Source organism: Gordonia sp. (in: high G+C Gram-positive bacteria) (genome assembly GCF_047600565.1).
Lineage (GTDB): Bacteria > Actinomycetota > Actinomycetes > Mycobacteriales > Mycobacteriaceae > Gordonia.
In genome coordinates, this window is record NZ_JASGKN010000001.1 from 890,407 (window position 1) to 905,061 (window position 14,655).

Sequence of the window (14,655 nt, forward strand, 5' to 3'; positions counted from 1 at the left end):
TCATGCCTATTTGTCTGGACTGAGTCCAGAAATGGAGGAAATCGGTGACGAAGGTCCCGGTCGTACCGACGTGTCGCCGGTGATGAAACGGCGCGGAACGTCGATCAGCATGGTGTCGATGACGTCCTGTGACACCCCGTGATCGAGCAGGTCGGGGACCACGCGTCCGGTGATCTGCCGGTAGTTCCAGTCCGGCTGCAGCAACGGAAGCTTGGTCATGTCGAACCAGTCGCAGTAGCTGAACGCCATCTGCGACAGCACGACGTGGTCGGCGTAGCCGCGCTCGATGAGCGCGAGGAGGGTCTGGAGCCGCTGCTGGTAGGGGAGCAGGACATCGATCCCGAATCGGTCCAGCGCCAGAATCGAACCGGCGTCGGCCAGCTGCGTCAGGAATTCGACGTCGGTGGTGTCGCCGCACTGGCCGAGTATGACGCGCCGCAGATCGACGCCTTCCTCGGTGAGCACCCGCTGGGCGACCAGACCGGACCGGGTGTGCGGATTGGTGTGGACCAGCACCGGGGCACCGGTCCGGGCACTGGCCTTGCCGACCGCGCGCAGGATGCGTTCGACTCCCGAGGTGAGACCCTCGGATTCGATCACGCACGTGAGCAGAGCGGCCTTCACATCGGTACCGGCGACACCGGTCGTCAGATCCTCGACGAACATGTCGACCATCGGCTCGTAGGTCTCCGAACCCAGACCTGGGCCGTTGTAGTGGAACTGGAACGGCAGATCGTTGTAGGTGAACAGTCCGGTGGCGACCAGGATGTTCAGGTCGATCTGTTCGGCGATGCGCTTGACCCGGGCCACGTTGCGTCCGGCACCGACCACTGACAGATCGAAGATGGTGTCGACCCCGAGGGACTTCAGCTCGGTGAGCTCACGGACGGCCGCGGCCACGCGCACGTCCTCGTCCCAGTCGCGGAGGTAGTTCATCCGGTAGGTCTCGTCGACGAGGATCACGTACTCGTGAGGCAGCACCGTCCCCAGCGCGTCCGCGCTGATCGGCCCCGTCACGGTGTTGATCGTCGTCATTCGCCCTCTGCTCGGTCGGCTCCATCGTCGGCCATCTGTCCAGTCCAGCCTAGGGCGTGCGGAGATCGAACCGGGCCGAATCCTCCAGACCCTCGGGTGTTTCTCAGGCGCGCCCCGACTACCGGTGTGAGCATGCGCGAAAATGGACGTCATGCCTGTCGACGCCGTGGTCCGCACCGCCGCCTACGTGCGATGATCGCCGCGGCTCCGGCGCGTTGGCCGCCGGACGAGCAGGCGGTGCAGCCTGGTTCCGCGGATCATTCCGGCCGACGGGTAACATCGGGGCACGGCGATGGATCCCGCCGGAGTCACCCCCGACTCGAACCGCCCACCGGCTGATGGTTTCCTGCAGACCCGTACACACGGTCGGCGGGAGCATGCCCGCCGGCAGAGAGGTTCTGACGATGCCTTCCCCACAGTCCTCATCCGCGCCGGCGTCGTTCACCGGACGCGATCTCGTCGTCGGGGTGGTCCCCGGCCAGCCGGACGTGGTCGCCGAGACGGCCCTGGACTGGGCCCGCACGTCGGGCGCCGCCACCGTTCACTTCGTGTACGTCGATCCGAGTCGCGTCCACGCGGACGGGACGGACCGCGAGATCGCGATCGATCCCGACTCGGCGAACGAGGACCGTCGGTCCGACCGTGAACGCACCCTGAACGACGAACTCCGACGTGTCGCCGCCGACTCCGGAGTGACCTGGGATTTCCGCTATCTGGTGGGCAACCCCGAACGGGAGATCGAAGCCGTCGCCGACGAGGTCGACGCTGCGGCCATCGTCATCGGTACCCGGCGCCGCGGATTCTTCGACGACCTGCGCGAACTGGTCGACGGCTCGGTCGCCGTGGCGCTCTCGCGCAGCCAGAAGCGTCCGGTCATCGTGGTGCCGCAGCATCCGGTGGCGGACCGATGACGCGCCCTCTGGCCGGCCAGGCGCCTGCACTGGGACTGGTCTTCGTCGGCGGAATCGCCGGTGCGATCGTTCGTTACGCCATCGACGAGGCGTTGACGACGACCCCGACCGGATTTCCCTGGGCGACGTTCCTCATCAACCTGTCGGGAGCCTTCCTGCTCGGTCTGCTTCTGGAATCACTGGCACTGTCCGGAGAGGACAGCGGCTGGCGCAAGCGGATCCGCCTGCTTGCCGGGACCGGTTTCATCGGTACCTACACGACGTACAGCAGTCTGGCGGTCGAACTCGATCTGCTGATCCACCACGACCGTGTGGTCCTCGGGATCGTCTACGGCGCGGTGAGCCTGCTGCTGGGCCTGGCAGCGGCTTTGGCCGGGATCGCGCTGGCGAACGCCGTCCGCCGTGAGGAGGTCCCGGCATGAGCCTGTGGTTGACGCTCGGTGTGGGAGTGTTCGGAGGTCTGGGTGCCATCGCCCGGTTCACTCAGGACACGGTCGTGAAGTCGAAGGTGACGTCGGCGTTCCCATGGGGGACGTTCACCATCAACGTGATCGGCAGCCTGATCCTGGGCTTGATCACGGGTCTCGTCGTCTTCGGGGGGCACGCCGACGCCTGGAGAGTGCTGCTCGGCATCGGCTTCTGCGGCGGCTACACCACCTTCAGTACGGCGATGTTCGAGACCGCCGCACTGATCCGGACCGGCCGCGTCCGGACCGCGACGCTCAATCTGTTCGTTCCGGTGCTCGCCTCGACGGCGGCCGCTGCGCTCGGACTGTTCCTAGGGAGCCTGTGATCGCTCAGGCGACGTGCTCAGCCACCGTGGTGGTCTCACCGATCGTGGCCGGGTCGGGAGTCATCACGGCCATGAAGTCGAGGGCATCGCGGTAGCCGCGCTCGGCGGTGCGGCGCCGCCCGCCCGGCAGCACTCCGATGCCGGATTTCACCAGGTTCCTCGGCACGGCGACGACCTGGTACCAGGGGAACACGCGGGTCGGCAGACCCAGGGTGGCCATGGCGTGGCGGCCCAGGAATCCGGTGCTGATGGAGAGATGCTGTGAGCGGGCGATGCGCCGCCGCAGATCCTGGAAGCGGGGATACCGCCACTGGAGCGGGTCGTCGGCCATGGGCCGTGCCAGCCGCTTACTGGTCTCGTCCGGGGTGGCCAGTGCCGCGGAGGTATGGAGCAGGAGCCGCACCGAGTCGCCGAAGTCGGTGGGCAGGAGGTCGTCCTGCACACCGATCAGCCAGCCGACGTAGCGAGTGAGGTGGGCGATGGCGCGGTACTCGGCCGGCCGGTTGACCAGCCCGAGTCCGAGGCCGCCGATACTGGGGGCCACGAGTGCGCCGACGAGGGTCGCAGCCATGTCGGTCTGGTTGATCGGCAGCCCCCATTCGGTGTCGTCCCAGTCGGGCATCGCCTCGACGTGCCGGCGCACCATGGAGTGGATGAACCGCACCAGGATCGTGGACCGGTATCCGGGACCGAACCGGTCCAGGCCTCCGGGTGCGATGACGTCCATCGCCCACTGCGAGGTCTCGGCGAATCGGGTGTTGGAGCCCTTCTCCAAGGCGCCGGTCCGGAGGAGGGTCTGGTTGAAGCCGGCGAACTGGTAGCCGCCGAGCAATGCGACGTCGCGGGCGATGTACAGGCCGTCGGCACCGCCCGATCGCATGGTGGCCGCGGCGATCCGCAACTGCTCCGGGTCCACCCAGCCCGGGGTGGCCTCGAGGCCCTCGAAGAGTTCGCGCAGTGGTCCGGGTGCGTCGGGAACCGAGTCGATGCCGTGGGCGAGGGCCTGCTCGAACTGGGGCCGGACGGTTCGGGAGCCCTCGTGGGTCATCCACTCGACGAACGCGTCCATCGCCGGGTCGCCCGCCATCAGCAGCTCGCCGAGACGGGCGAACTCCCGCGAGTCGGGGCCATGCACGCCGAGGGCGCGGCCGATCACGGCGATCCCGGGCGGCACCGGGCGCGGGGACTCGGGATGACGGCGGGGAACGGGCTGTGCCATCACTCGAATGTAGCTCGATCCGCCGAAGAATGAAACAAATAGGCGAACACGTGTCAACAGTGTCGGTCAGGAGTCCTGGGCGGCCTCCAGGACGAGGTGCAGCGCGTAGGTGGTGGCCAGCCGGCGCACCGTGTCGCGGTCGCCGGGGAACCGCCGCGTGACGGTCACGGTGTCACGGCCGTCGACCGCCAGACCGAAACAGACGGTGCCGACCGGTTTCCCCGGCACTGCCCCGCCGGGTCCGGCGATGCCGCTGGTCGACACCGCGATGTCGGCACCGGTGCGTGCGCGGGCACCCTCGGCCATCGCCCCGGCGACCGGTTCGCTGACCGCCCCGAGCTCAGCGATCAACGCCGGCGGAACCCCGAGCACCCCGGTCTTCACCTCGTTCGCGTACGACACCACGCCGCCGAGTACATAGGCGGAGGAACCGGCCCGGTCGGTGAGGCGGGCGGCGACCATGCCACCCGTGCATGACTCGGCGGTCGCGACGGTCCGTCGCGCGAGGACCCGGGCGAGCATGTCGTCGAGGGTGGCGCCGTCGGTGGAGAAGAAGCGGTCACCGTGCCGGTCGGTCAGCAGGGTGACGAGCGACTGCTCGGCCGTCGCTGCCGCCGCCGGATAGCGGGTGTCGATCTCGACCTCGCCGTCCCGCATGCAGGTGGTGATCTCGAGTGAGTCGAAGCCGTCGACGGAGGTCTCGGCCTCCCGGAGCGTCTCGGCGAGATCGGCTTCGGACAGGCCGTAGGCGCGGATCGTGTCGTGCTGCAGGTCCTCGCGGCCGGCGAGAGCCTCGTGCACCGCTCGGGTGGAGAGAGCCTGCGGCCACATGCGTCGCAGCTCGCCGGGCGGACCGGGAAGGATCAGAACGGCCGGACGTCGTCCGTCGCCGGCGATCGCGACGCCCGGTGCGGTCCCGGTGGGTTCGATCGGCTCGGCGCCGGCGGGCACGTGAGCTTGTTTGGCGATGCCGGCGGCCATCGCGTCGCTGAAGGCTGCGGAGGGGTCCAGGCCGCGCCAGTCCCGGATGATCGTGGCGATCCGCTCCTCGAGCTCCGGATCGAGCGACAGCGGAAGACCGCGGGCGTCGGCGACGGTCGCGACGGTGAGGTCGTCTGCGGTGGGGCCCAGGCCGCCGGTCGTCACGATCAGGTCGACCCCGGCCTCGCCGAGGAAGCGCAGCTGCGCGGCGAGATCAGCCGGACGGTCACCACAGATCAAGACGTGCGCGACGTCCACTCCCATCTCCAGCAGGCGCGCGGCCACCCACGGCCCGTTGCGATCGGCGACCTGGCCGCTGAGGACCTCCGTACCGGTGACGATGATTCCCGCGCGCGCACTCACGTCGTCGAGCCTAGTCGGCCCGGGATCGCGACGCCCCCGCCGAAACCTGTGCCAGTCTGGAGGGATGAGCCGCGAGGAGACCGTGAAGACCGCCCCGCCGTTGCCCGACGGGCTGCCGACAGACCTGTGGATCGGCGGCGCACCGCGTGCCGCCACCGGCGGCGGCGCCTTCGATGTGATCAATCCGGCGACCGGATCGGTGCTGACCTCGGTGGCCGACGGCACGGTCGAGGACGCGCTGGCCGCGATGGATGCGGCCGAGAAGGTGGCCGGACAGTGGGCCGCGACGCCGCCCCGGGTGCGCGCGGAGATCCTGCGGAAGGCGTTCGAACTGGTCACCGAACGCTCCGAGGACTTCGCGACCGTGATGACCCTGGAGATGGGCAAGATCCTGGCCGAGAGCAGGGGAGAGGTGGCCTACGGCGCCGAATTCCTGCGCTGGTTCTCCGAGGAGGCGGTCCGAATCGGCGGGCGCACCGCCACCGCACCGGCCGGCACCGGCGAGATCGTCGTGACCAAGGAGCCGGTCGGGATGTGTCTGGCCGTCACGCCGTGGAACTTTCCGCTGGCCATGGGCACGCGGAAGATCGGTCCGGCACTGGCGTCCGGCTGCACGATCATCGTCAAACCGTCCGAGGACACGCCGCTGACCATGCTGCTGCTGGCGCAGACGTTCGCCGACGCCGGCCTGCCGCCCGGTGTGCTGTCCGTGGTGCCGAGCACCGCGTCGAAGGATGTGGTCGCCGCGATGATGGCCGATCCGCGCCTGAAGAAGGTCTCGTTCACCGGCTCCACCGGGGTCGGCAAGGAACTCGTCGCCCAGGCCGCCGGCCGGCTGCAGCGCACCTCGATGGAGCTCGGCGGCAACGCCCCGTTCCTCGTGTTCGACGACGCCGATCTCGACGCCGCCCTCGACGGCGCGATGGCCGCGAAGATGCGCAACGGCGGCGAGGCCTGCACGGCCGCCAACCGGATCTATGTGCAGAACTCGGTGCGGGAGGAGTTCACGCGCCGCCTGACCGAGCGGGTCGCCGCGATGACGGTCGGACCGGGCTGGCAGGACGGTGTCGCGCTCGGTGCGATCATCAACGAGCGCCAGCTGTCGTCGATCGCCGGCCTCGTGGACGACGCGCGCACCCACGGTGCCCGGATCCTGACCGGCGGCACGCGTATCGAAGGGTCCGGCGGCTTCTTCTACGCGCCGACTGTCCTCGACGACATCGACGTGAAGGCCAGGATCCGCTCGTCGGAGATCTTCGGACCGGTCGCCGCGGTGGTCGGCTTCGACACCGAGGACGAGGCCGTCGCACTCGCCAACGACACTCCGTACGGTCTGGCGTCGTATCTCTACACCGAGTCGCTGGCCCGGGCACAGCGCGTGGCGCGGCGGATCGAATCGGGGATGGTGGGCGTGAACCGCGGCGTCATCTCGGACGCGGCCGCCCCGTTCGGCGGCATCAAGGAGTCCGGATTCGGCTCCGAGGGCGGCAGTGAAGGCATCGAGGAGTACCTCAACACCAAGTACATCGCCTATCCGCCCGCCTGACGTCTCGGCCGGCAATGCGACGAGCCCCGCACCACGAAGGTGCGGGGCTCGTCTGCGTGGACGATCCTGGGATCGAGGCCTTACTTGGCCGGGATCTGGATGGTCGCGCCGGCCTGGATCAGGTCCGGGTTCTCGATGTTGTTCAGCTGAGCGATCTCCGGGTAACGGCCGGCGTCACCGAGGAACTGCTGAGCGATGCCCGAGAGGGTGTCGCCCGACTGGATCGTGTAGCTGGTGGTGCCACCGGCTGCCGGGGCGGCCGGAGCGTCGGCGGGAGCGGCGGAGGCGCTGCCGTCACCGGTCTTGGTGGCCCAAGCGTTCTGGCCGTCGATGACGACGACGACGTTGCGGTCGTCCTGAACGACCAGCTTGGCGTTCTGACCGGAGGTCTTGGTGGACCAGACACCCTCGTTCTTGCCCGTGTAGAGGACGAAGTTGCCGTCGTCCTGCATGACGGCGCGCTCGACCTTCTTGCCGTTGGTCTGCGAGGCCCACACCGGCTTGCCACCGTCGTTGAGGACGAGGTTGCCGTCCTTCTGGAGGGTGAGGGTGTACTTGCCGTTGTTGGAGGTCAGCGACTGATCGGCGCTGAGGCTGTCACCCACGTTGAGAGTGTCACTCATGAAAAACCACCTTCGATTCTGATGAACACACGCGCTTGAACGCGCTGCTGAAACCACTCTAGTCATCAGCGAGCCGGACGAGGTGAATCAGCGGTGAATTCGGGTACTTAGTCGCTCCGATGAGCAGAACCATTGAGGCAGAAGGCTTTTCAGCGCTGAGCGAACCGGCGTTTCAGCAAGGGTTGAAACACCGCGTTTCGGGTGTCAGAGAGCGTCGTGGACCTCGTCGGCCGTCGACCGGCCCGAGCGCACGGCACCTTCCATGTATCCGCTCCATTCGGCCGCATACTCGGCTCCGGCCCAGTGGATCCGGTCGACCGGTTCACGCAGGACCGAGCCGTAGCTCGTCCAGACGCCGGGCGCGAAGTGCGCGCCGTAGCAGCCGCGCGTGAACTCTTCGGCGGACCAGTCCTTTTCGACGTAGTCGTGAGGATCGGAGGCTGCCGCCCCGAAATAGCGGCGAAAGCACTCGAGGACCTGTGCTCGCCGATGGTCATCGGGGAGTCGCTGCCAAGTCCGGCCGTCGCCGCCCTCCACGAATCCCATCAGGATGCCGATTCCGGCGTCGGGCGGCGACACGTCGAAGGTGATCTTGACCGGTCCGCAGTCGGAGACCGCCTGGCCGTTGAGTCCGTCGTCGCGCCAGAACGGCGTCGGGTACGACGCGAAGCACTTCGTGACCGTCCCCGCCGGGACGCGCTGACTGAGCTGATCGCGCCAGGCCGGCAGCAGGGGGACGTAGTGGATCCGGCCGGCGAGGGTCGGCGGGATTGCGACGATCACCTGTTTCGCTGTGTAGCTGTCGCCGGTGCGGGTCGTCACCGTGGCTCCGTCGTCGTCCTGTGCGACAGCGGTGACGGGTCGTCCGAGCCGGACGTCGAGCCCCGTGGCGAGTGTTTCGGCGATCCGAACGGAGCCGCCGACCACCCGATCCTGTTGGGCGCCTTTGTCGACCGCGACGAGCGTCTCCAGGTCGCCGTTGCTCGCGGTATAGAACAACGCGTGTAGCAGCGACAGATCGGACGCGTCGGCGGCATAGATTGCTTCGGCCGTGACGCGGAAGTACGCACGGCCTGCCTCGGTGCGCAGGTTGCGCCGGATCCATGTCTCATAGGTCTGGCCGTCCCACACGGCCGCCTTGCGGTGCGCCCATGGCTGTCGCGGATCGACCGATCTCGCAAGTCGTTGGAAGCGTGTGAGGCCCTGAAACAGATCGGCGAGGGAGAACGGGCTGAACTTGGGGACGGCACCCTTCCTGGCACCCATTCGTGACTGACGGCCACCGAGGTCGACGAGCAACTCGCCGTCGTCGTTCCACGTGCGGAACGTACTGAGGCCGAGAGTGCTGATGAGGTCGTACATCCGGCTGTGGCCTTCGCCGATCCAGGTGCCGCCGAGTTCGATCGGCTGACCGTCGAGAACGCCGCCCTCCAGGCGCCCGCCTACGCGGTCACGCGCCTCGAGCACGATGACCGTGTGGCCGCGGTCCGTGAGTGAGCGCGCCGCGCTGAGACCGGCCAACCCGGCACCGATGACGAGGACTTCTGACTGATGACTCACACACGCCTCCGAACTGATCGCCCCCGCTGTGACGAGACTAGGGCGGCGGTCACCGGATGTCCCGGCGAATGGCCGAGTAGGCGCCATTCCGTCACAGTGACGAATAATGCGCTGGGAGGGAGGTTTGTGGCAGCGGGGAGCGGGATCGCTCGGCGCCGGCGGCTGGCTCGCGCAAGCGTCGCGCGCCTAGGCATGGAGCGGTCGCATGTGTCGCGAATGGAGATCACCACAATATAGCGTCACAGTGATGAAACGCGAGGTGGTGGGCGGTCGAGAAGAGAGGTGCTGGCTGGTCGGGTCGGAGGAGATCCGGGGGTGCGTCTCGTGGTTGACGGCGAGGTCGGCCCGTCCCGCCCGGTTCGGCGCGAAGCACAGTGATCGTCCCGGATCGTTGTAGTGCGAGATTCGGTGATTGACTGATAATCGTGACTCATCGCCGTGATAACGACGGTTGAGAGCGGCCGCCGTCTGTAGCCCCAGCATGTGGACCATGCCGATAAGATACATTATGTCAATACGCGTTCCGCACATCCGCGCGGATGAATCAGCGCTACTCCCCGGCGAGGTCTGAGCTGACCACGGTGCGTCTCGCGTTCCCCGAGTGGTTGCAGGAGGCCCGGGACCAGGCGCAGACTGGCACATGTCGGAAGGAGCCCCGATGGATACCGCAGCCCATGGCGGACAGGAGGACTTCGAGCCGCGTCACGCAGAGCAGGGCGCGTTCGTGTACACCAAGCACGTCGTCACACCGAAGCACGGCAGCCAGCTGCACGTCTCGTTCATGGAGATCCCGCCGGGCAAGTCCGCCTTCCCGTACCACTATCACGACGGCATCACCGAGGCGTTCGTGATCCTGCAGGGCACCGCGCGCGTGCGCACGAGCACCGGCGATATCGCTCTCGGGCCGGGAGAGGTCATCGTCTTTCCGCCCGGTCCCCCTGGTGCGCACCGCATCACGAACGTCTCGCCGGACGAACCGCTGCGGTACGTCGACCTGGACACCACCAGCATCCCAGACGTCATCCACTACCCCGACTCGGGCAAGACCGCCTACAACGTCGCCGGCGTCCCCGGCGCCGCGTGGCGCGATGCCGATCAGGTCGACTACTACGACGGCGAGAGCGACGCTGGGATGTCGTGACCGCCCGGATTCGTCAGAGGCCGCTCGGCACGATCTTTCCGTTGACTGTGACCACGACCTTGCGGCTCTTGGTGTCGTAGCTGATCTTGCCGTGCGCAAAGGTCGAGACCTTCTTGGTGCCGTGCGTCAGCTCGTCACTGGTGGCATAGCCGAGCGGGCCCGCGGAGCCGTTCTTACCGGTCTGTGACGGCCGTCCTGCCGGGTCGCGTTCGACGTTCCACGCGTCCCGGATCCGGCCCCAGGTGATGTACGCCAGGGTTCCGACGTCGTCGTTCTTCGCCGAGATCACACCACCGGCGAACTGCTGGAACACCACACCACTGGCTCGCTTCCCGGCGTTCCGGTCGCCCGTGAGCACCTGGCCCAGGGCCTTCTTCTGAGTGGGTGTCGCCGACTGATACTTGGCGGCGATCGGTCCGGTGAGCGTCACCTCCACACCCCGCGCTCCCTGCACGGTGACCTTCGCGGTGTGCGGCATCGACGCCGAACCGGACACCGACGTCGGGGCGGGCAGCGACGTCGAGCCGGTCATCGACATCGAGCCTTTCATCGCCGAGGTGGCGGCCACCGTCGATGTGGGAGCGCCGGTCTTGGCGCCGCAGGCGGTAGCGAGCATTGCGATGGCGGCCGCGGCGGCCAGAGCGGCGGCCGCACGAGAGAGAACGGGTTCGATCATGGGCCCACACTAGCGGGATCGCGTCCGCGGGGTCGGCGCGTTCTAGACTCGCCTGGTGCCTCTCTCTCACGGCTCGCGGCCGATCGAAGAACCGGTCGATCTGTCCACCGGTGCGGTCGCGCCGGCGCCCCAGAGGCAGCGGCGACGGATGTTCGTCCGCGCCGGGCTGGCGTTCGCGGTGTTCGTCGCCGTACTGGTGGCCGCGTACTTCGTGCCGCTCCCCTCGCTCGGCCGCGTCCGCGAATGGTCGGACTCGATGGGTCCGTGGTTCGTGTTCCTGTTCTTCGTGGCCTACACGGTCGTCACGATCTTCCCGATCCCGCGCACCACCTTCACAGTCACCTCCGGTGCGCTGTTCGGGCCGGTCGTCGGCTTCACCGGCTCGATGATCGCGTCGAGTCTGGCCGCCGTGATCGCCTATCTCCTCGCCCGTCGTCTCGGCCGCGCCCGAGTGGAGCCGTACCTGGGCGACAAGGCGACCTTCCAGGCCATCGAGCGGCGGCTGGACCGTCGCGGCTGGCTCGCGGTCGGTTCCCTGCGGCTGATCGCGGCGTGCCCGTTCTCGGTGGCGAACTATTTCTCGGGGGTGTCGTCGGTGCGGCTGCTGCCGTACACCGTCGCCAGCGTTCTGGGCATGGTGCCCGGCACGGCGTCGGTGGTGTTCCTCGGCGATGCGGTGGTCGGCAAATCGAATCCGCTGATGCTGTTGCTGTCCGCGGCTCTGTTCGGCCTCGGCATCCTCGGCCTGCTGCTCGACGCCAAACTGCCGGTCGATGACGGTTCCGCCGGGCAGCCGGTCGACTCCGAGTCGTGAATCGCTACTTCTCGTCGGTGGACGGCGCCGGAGCGTCCTGATCGACCCACACCGCCGGCTCGTCGCCGGGATGGGTGTACTCGGTCTGGGAGTAATCGGACTGTGGGTACGACGCGGCCCGGGCGGTGGGCGCCGGCATGTCGCCGGTCCCCGGGGTGACCCGGGCGGCGGCGGCTTCGGCCTTGGCCAGTGCCTCGGCGACGCTCGGGTCCTGGCTGGTGGTGAACCAGTCGGAGACGTCGTCGGATTCGATCTTCTTGGGTGCGGGGCCCGGTTCGTACCGGAACACGCCGTCCTTGCCCTGCTCGCCGAACGACTTGGCGAAGCCCTGCAGCGCCGAGCCGAAGTCCGAGGGCACGATCCACACCTTGCTGCCCTCGCCGGCGGCCATCTCTGGTAGTTGCTGCAGGTACTGGTACGCGAGCAGTTCGGGGGTCGGTTGGGCCGCCTTGATCGCGCCGAACACCTTCTCCACCGCCTTGGCCTCACCCTGCGCGCGCAGGTACTGGGCGGCACGATCGCCCTCGGCCTCCAGGATCAGCGACTGACGCTCGGCCTCGGCCGCCAGAATGGCCGCCTGCTTGGCGCCCTCGGCGGCCAGGATCTGACTCTGCTTCTCGCCTTCGGCGGTTTTGATCGCCGACTCGCGATGCCCTTCGGCGGCCAGGATGGTGGCGCGCTTCTCCCGGTCGGCCTTCATCTGCTTCTCCATCGACTCCTGGATGGAGGCCGGCGGCATGATCGACTTGAGTTCGACCCGCGCCACACGCAGGCCCCACCGTCCGGTGGCGTCGTCCAGGACGCCGCGCAGCTGGGCGTTGATCGAGTCGCGGGAGGTGAGCGTCTCCTCGAGGGTCATGCCGCCCACGACGTTGCGCAGCGTGGTTGTGGTCAGCTGTTCCACACCGGCGATGTAGTTGTCGATCTCGTAGACCGCGGCGCGCGGGTCGGTCACCTGGAAATAGACGACGGTGTCGATCGACAGCGTCAGGTTGTCCTCGGTGATCACCGGCTGCGGCGGGAAGCTGACCACGCGTTCGCGGATGTCCACCCGGGCGCGGATGGTGTCGATGAACGGCACCAGCAGTGTCAGCTCACCGGATGCGGTGCGGATGTAGCGACCGAGGCGCTCGATGACGGCGGCCTCGGCCTGCGGGATCAGCGCGACCGATTTGAACAGGATCGCGGCCACCAGCACGACGAGCACGATCAGGACGATCATCAGGGTGAGTCCGGTGTCGTTCATCAGGCTTCCTTTCCGACGATCGCGGTGGCGCCGTCGATCTGCAGGACGACGAGGGTCTCGCCCTGTCCGAAGTTCTCGTGCGGATTCCCGCTGCGCGCCGACCAGACGTCGCCGCCGATCTTCACCCGGCCCTTGTAGCCGTCCACCGGCGCCAGGACCACGGCCTTCTGGCCGAGCAGTGCCTCCGCATTGGTGGGAACCGCCGGACGTTCACGGAGATGCCGCCGGGCGACCGGCCGCACCGTCAGCAGGAGAAGCAGGGCGACGACGGCGAACACGACGGCCGGGATCCACCCCGCCGGATGCCACACGAACGCGACCAGCGCTGCGGCCGCGGCTCCCCCGCCCAGCATGAGCAGGACCAGTTCGCCGACGAGCAACTCGGCGGCGACCAACAGGACGGCGGCGATCAGCCAGGCGAGCGCGGTCATACCTCCATTGTGCCCGACACCGCGGGTCCGGCGATGTCCGGTTCGTCCGTCTTCAATATCAAGTTCAGACACTTGATCGGGAAGCGATCAAGGCATAGAGCTTGATTGCAGGGACTTAAGGGTATTTACTTGATATGTCATCAATCAAGTATTCAGGCTTGATGAGGAGGAGTGATGTTCGTACTCACGGCAGATCAGCGCGACAGCACCACGACCGGTGACGGCGTTCCCTCGATCCTCACCACGTACGCCGGCATTCCGGCGGTGCGCGGATTCGACCGGACCGCCGGCGACGAGGTGGAGGCCGTGTTCGACGACCCCGCGGTCACCGCCCGGGTCGCGGCCGAGCTGGCGGCGTCGGGCGAATGGTCGGTCGGCATCGGAGTCGACGACGTCGAACTCCCCCTCCCCGCCGAGGCGCGCGCCGGCCGCGGCCCGGCATTCGTGGCGGCACGCACCGCCGTCGAGACGGCCAAAGGCCGCCGGATTCCGGTGCGGGTCGAGGGAGCCTCACGCTGGTGCCGTGACGCCGAGACGGCACTGTGTCTGCTGGTGGACCTCATGGAGGGTCGTACGGAGGCCGGCCGTGAGGCCGTCGACCTGGTCTCCTCCGGGCTGACGCAGGCTCAGGCGGCCGAGCGTCTGGGTATCTCACCCCAGGCGGTCTCGTTGCGCCTGCGGTCCGCCCGCTGGGATCTACAGTCGGATACCGAACGCCTGGCGGCCTCCCTGCTGGGCCTGTGCGAGGAGAATCGATGCTGACTGCGCTGCTGCTGGCGATCGCGGCCGTCTTCGGCGTCGTCATGGCGCCGATCCGGACCCGGATGGTCGGCGACGCCGCGGTGTCCGACCGGCGGGTCCGTGCGGTCGACGTCTGCGACGCCGTCGCGGCCGCAGCGCTCATCGGCGCTGCCGCCATCGCGGCGGCGGTCTCCGGGCCGGTCACCGGAGTCCAGCTCGCGGCGGCTCAGGTCGCCGCCGTCCTCGCCGCCGCGACGGCCGGAGGGTTCTTCGTGCGAAGCGTGCTGGCTGCGGGATCGATTCCCACCAGAAACGAGAACTACGACGATCCGGAACCCGATCCCCCGTTGCGGGGCGGCCGCGTGATCGGCGTTCTCGAGCGCGTCGCGATCGCGGTCACGCTCCTGGCCGGCTGGCCCGCCGGGATCGCCGTGATCCTGGGGGTCAAGGGTCTGGCCCGGTTCCCGCAGCTCCGCGAGCATCACGCCAGCGAGCAGTTCATCATCGGCACGTTCGCCTCGGTCCTCTGGGCGTGCGCCGCCGCCGGAACCGTTCTGCTGCTGGCGGCGTGACCC

The 14,655-nt window shown here is 68.2% G+C and carries 16 protein-coding genes and 1 riboswitch; of the genes, 8 read left to right on the forward strand and 8 right to left on the reverse strand.

Features of this window, described 5'->3' with window-relative positions:
• Positions 1-6 precede the first annotated feature (6 nt).
• Entirely contained in the window at positions 7-1,035 is a 1,029-nt protein-coding gene (locus tag QM774_RS04320) for a phosphotriesterase (protein WP_414974710.1), read from the reverse strand.
• A 279-nt stretch (positions 1,036-1,314) separates the two neighbouring features.
• Positions 1,315-1,391, forward strand: a riboswitch (Fluoride riboswitch).
• A gap of 48 nt (positions 1,392-1,439) precedes the next feature.
• Between QM774_RS04320 and QM774_RS04325 the strand changes: the two genes are divergently transcribed.
• Genes QM774_RS04325 through crcB form a run of 3 tightly spaced genes read left to right on the forward strand, consistent with a single transcriptional unit; the run spans position 1,440 to position 2,739 of the window.
• The gene (locus QM774_RS04325) at positions 1,440-1,946 is read left to right on the forward strand and encodes a universal stress protein (RefSeq protein WP_414974711.1); all 507 of its coding nucleotides are present in this window, start codon (positions 1,440-1,442) and stop codon (positions 1,944-1,946) included.
• Positions 1,943-2,368: a FluC/FEX family fluoride channel gene (locus QM774_RS04330; protein ID WP_414974712.1), complete on the forward strand. Its 426-nt coding sequence runs from the start codon at positions 1,943-1,945 to the stop codon at positions 2,366-2,368. Before QM774_RS04325 ends, QM774_RS04330 begins: the two co-directional genes overlap by 4 nt.
• Positions 2,365-2,739 carry a fluoride efflux transporter CrcB gene (crcB, locus tag QM774_RS04335; protein WP_414974713.1) on the forward strand — a complete coding sequence of 125 codons (375 nt, stop codon included), beginning with the start codon at positions 2,365-2,367 and terminating at the stop codon, positions 2,737-2,739. Before QM774_RS04330 ends, crcB begins: the two co-directional genes overlap by 4 nt.
• Positions 2,740-2,743: 4 nt before the next feature.
• Here crcB and QM774_RS04340 read toward each other — a convergent pair whose 3' ends face one another.
• Both QM774_RS04340 and QM774_RS04345 read right to left on the reverse strand, forming a co-directional pair.
• On the reverse strand, positions 2,744-3,958 hold the full coding sequence (locus QM774_RS04340) for an oxygenase MpaB family protein (RefSeq protein WP_414974714.1): 1,215 nt from the start codon (positions 3,956-3,958) through the stop codon (positions 2,744-2,746).
• Between the two features lie 66 nt (positions 3,959-4,024).
• A complete protein-coding gene (locus QM774_RS04345) occupies positions 4,025-5,302 on the reverse strand; it encodes a competence/damage-inducible protein A (RefSeq protein WP_414974715.1) in 1,278 nt (425 codons plus the stop codon).
• Between the two features lie 64 nt (positions 5,303-5,366).
• Between QM774_RS04345 and QM774_RS04350 the strand changes: the two genes are divergently transcribed.
• Positions 5,367-6,848: an NAD-dependent succinate-semialdehyde dehydrogenase gene (locus QM774_RS04350; RefSeq protein ID WP_414974716.1), complete on the forward strand. Its 1,482-nt coding sequence runs from the start codon at positions 5,367-5,369 to the stop codon at positions 6,846-6,848.
• A gap of 80 nt (positions 6,849-6,928) precedes the next feature.
• Here the strand turns inward: QM774_RS04350 and QM774_RS04355 are convergent, their stop codons facing one another.
• Positions 6,929-7,471, reverse strand: coding sequence for a LysM peptidoglycan-binding domain-containing protein (locus QM774_RS04355; RefSeq protein WP_414974717.1), 543 nt, complete (start codon positions 7,469-7,471; stop codon positions 6,929-6,931).
• Between the two features lie 204 nt (positions 7,472-7,675).
• Entirely contained in the window at positions 7,676-9,031 is a 1,356-nt protein-coding gene (locus QM774_RS04360; protein WP_414974718.1) for a flavin monoamine oxidase family protein, read from the reverse strand.
• 658 nt (positions 9,032-9,689) lie between these two features.
• Here QM774_RS04360 and QM774_RS04365 point away from each other — a divergent pair.
• A complete protein-coding gene (locus QM774_RS04365; RefSeq protein WP_414974719.1) occupies positions 9,690-10,172 on the forward strand; it encodes a cupin domain-containing protein in 483 nt (160 codons plus the stop codon).
• Positions 10,173-10,185: 13 nt separating this feature from the next.
• Here QM774_RS04365 and QM774_RS04370 read toward each other — a convergent pair whose 3' ends face one another.
• The gene (locus tag QM774_RS04370; protein WP_414976589.1) at positions 10,186-10,722 is read right to left on the reverse strand and encodes an LGFP repeat-containing protein; all 537 of its coding nucleotides are present in this window, start codon (positions 10,720-10,722) and stop codon (positions 10,186-10,188) included.
• 181 nt (positions 10,723-10,903) lie between these two features.
• On the opposite strand from QM774_RS04370, the gene QM774_RS04375 reads away from it, so the two are divergent.
• Entirely contained in the window at positions 10,904-11,662 is a 759-nt protein-coding gene (locus QM774_RS04375) for a TVP38/TMEM64 family protein (protein ID WP_414974720.1), read from the forward strand.
• A gap of 4 nt (positions 11,663-11,666) precedes the next feature.
• On the opposite strand, the gene QM774_RS04380 is transcribed toward QM774_RS04375, so the two are convergent.
• Both QM774_RS04380 and QM774_RS04385 read right to left on the reverse strand, forming a co-directional pair.
• Positions 11,667-12,908, reverse strand: coding sequence for an SPFH domain-containing protein (locus QM774_RS04380; RefSeq protein ID WP_414974721.1), 1,242 nt, complete (start codon positions 12,906-12,908; stop codon positions 11,667-11,669).
• The gene (locus tag QM774_RS04385; protein ID WP_414974722.1) at positions 12,908-13,339 is read right to left on the reverse strand and encodes an NfeD family protein; all 432 of its coding nucleotides are present in this window, start codon (positions 13,337-13,339) and stop codon (positions 12,908-12,910) included. Before QM774_RS04385 ends, QM774_RS04380 begins: the two co-directional genes overlap by 1 nt.
• Positions 13,340-13,513: 174 nt before the next feature.
• On the opposite strand from QM774_RS04385, the gene QM774_RS04390 reads away from it, so the two are divergent.
• Together QM774_RS04390 and QM774_RS04395 are read left to right on the forward strand one after the other, a co-directional pair.
• A complete protein-coding gene (locus tag QM774_RS04390; RefSeq protein WP_414974723.1) occupies positions 13,514-14,101 on the forward strand; it encodes a hypothetical protein in 588 nt (195 codons plus the stop codon).
• Positions 14,095-14,652, forward strand: coding sequence for a hypothetical protein (locus QM774_RS04395; RefSeq protein ID WP_414974724.1), 558 nt, complete (start codon positions 14,095-14,097; stop codon positions 14,650-14,652). The genes QM774_RS04390 and QM774_RS04395 overlap by 7 nt, the downstream gene beginning before the upstream one ends.
• Positions 14,653-14,655: the final 3 nt, after the last annotated feature.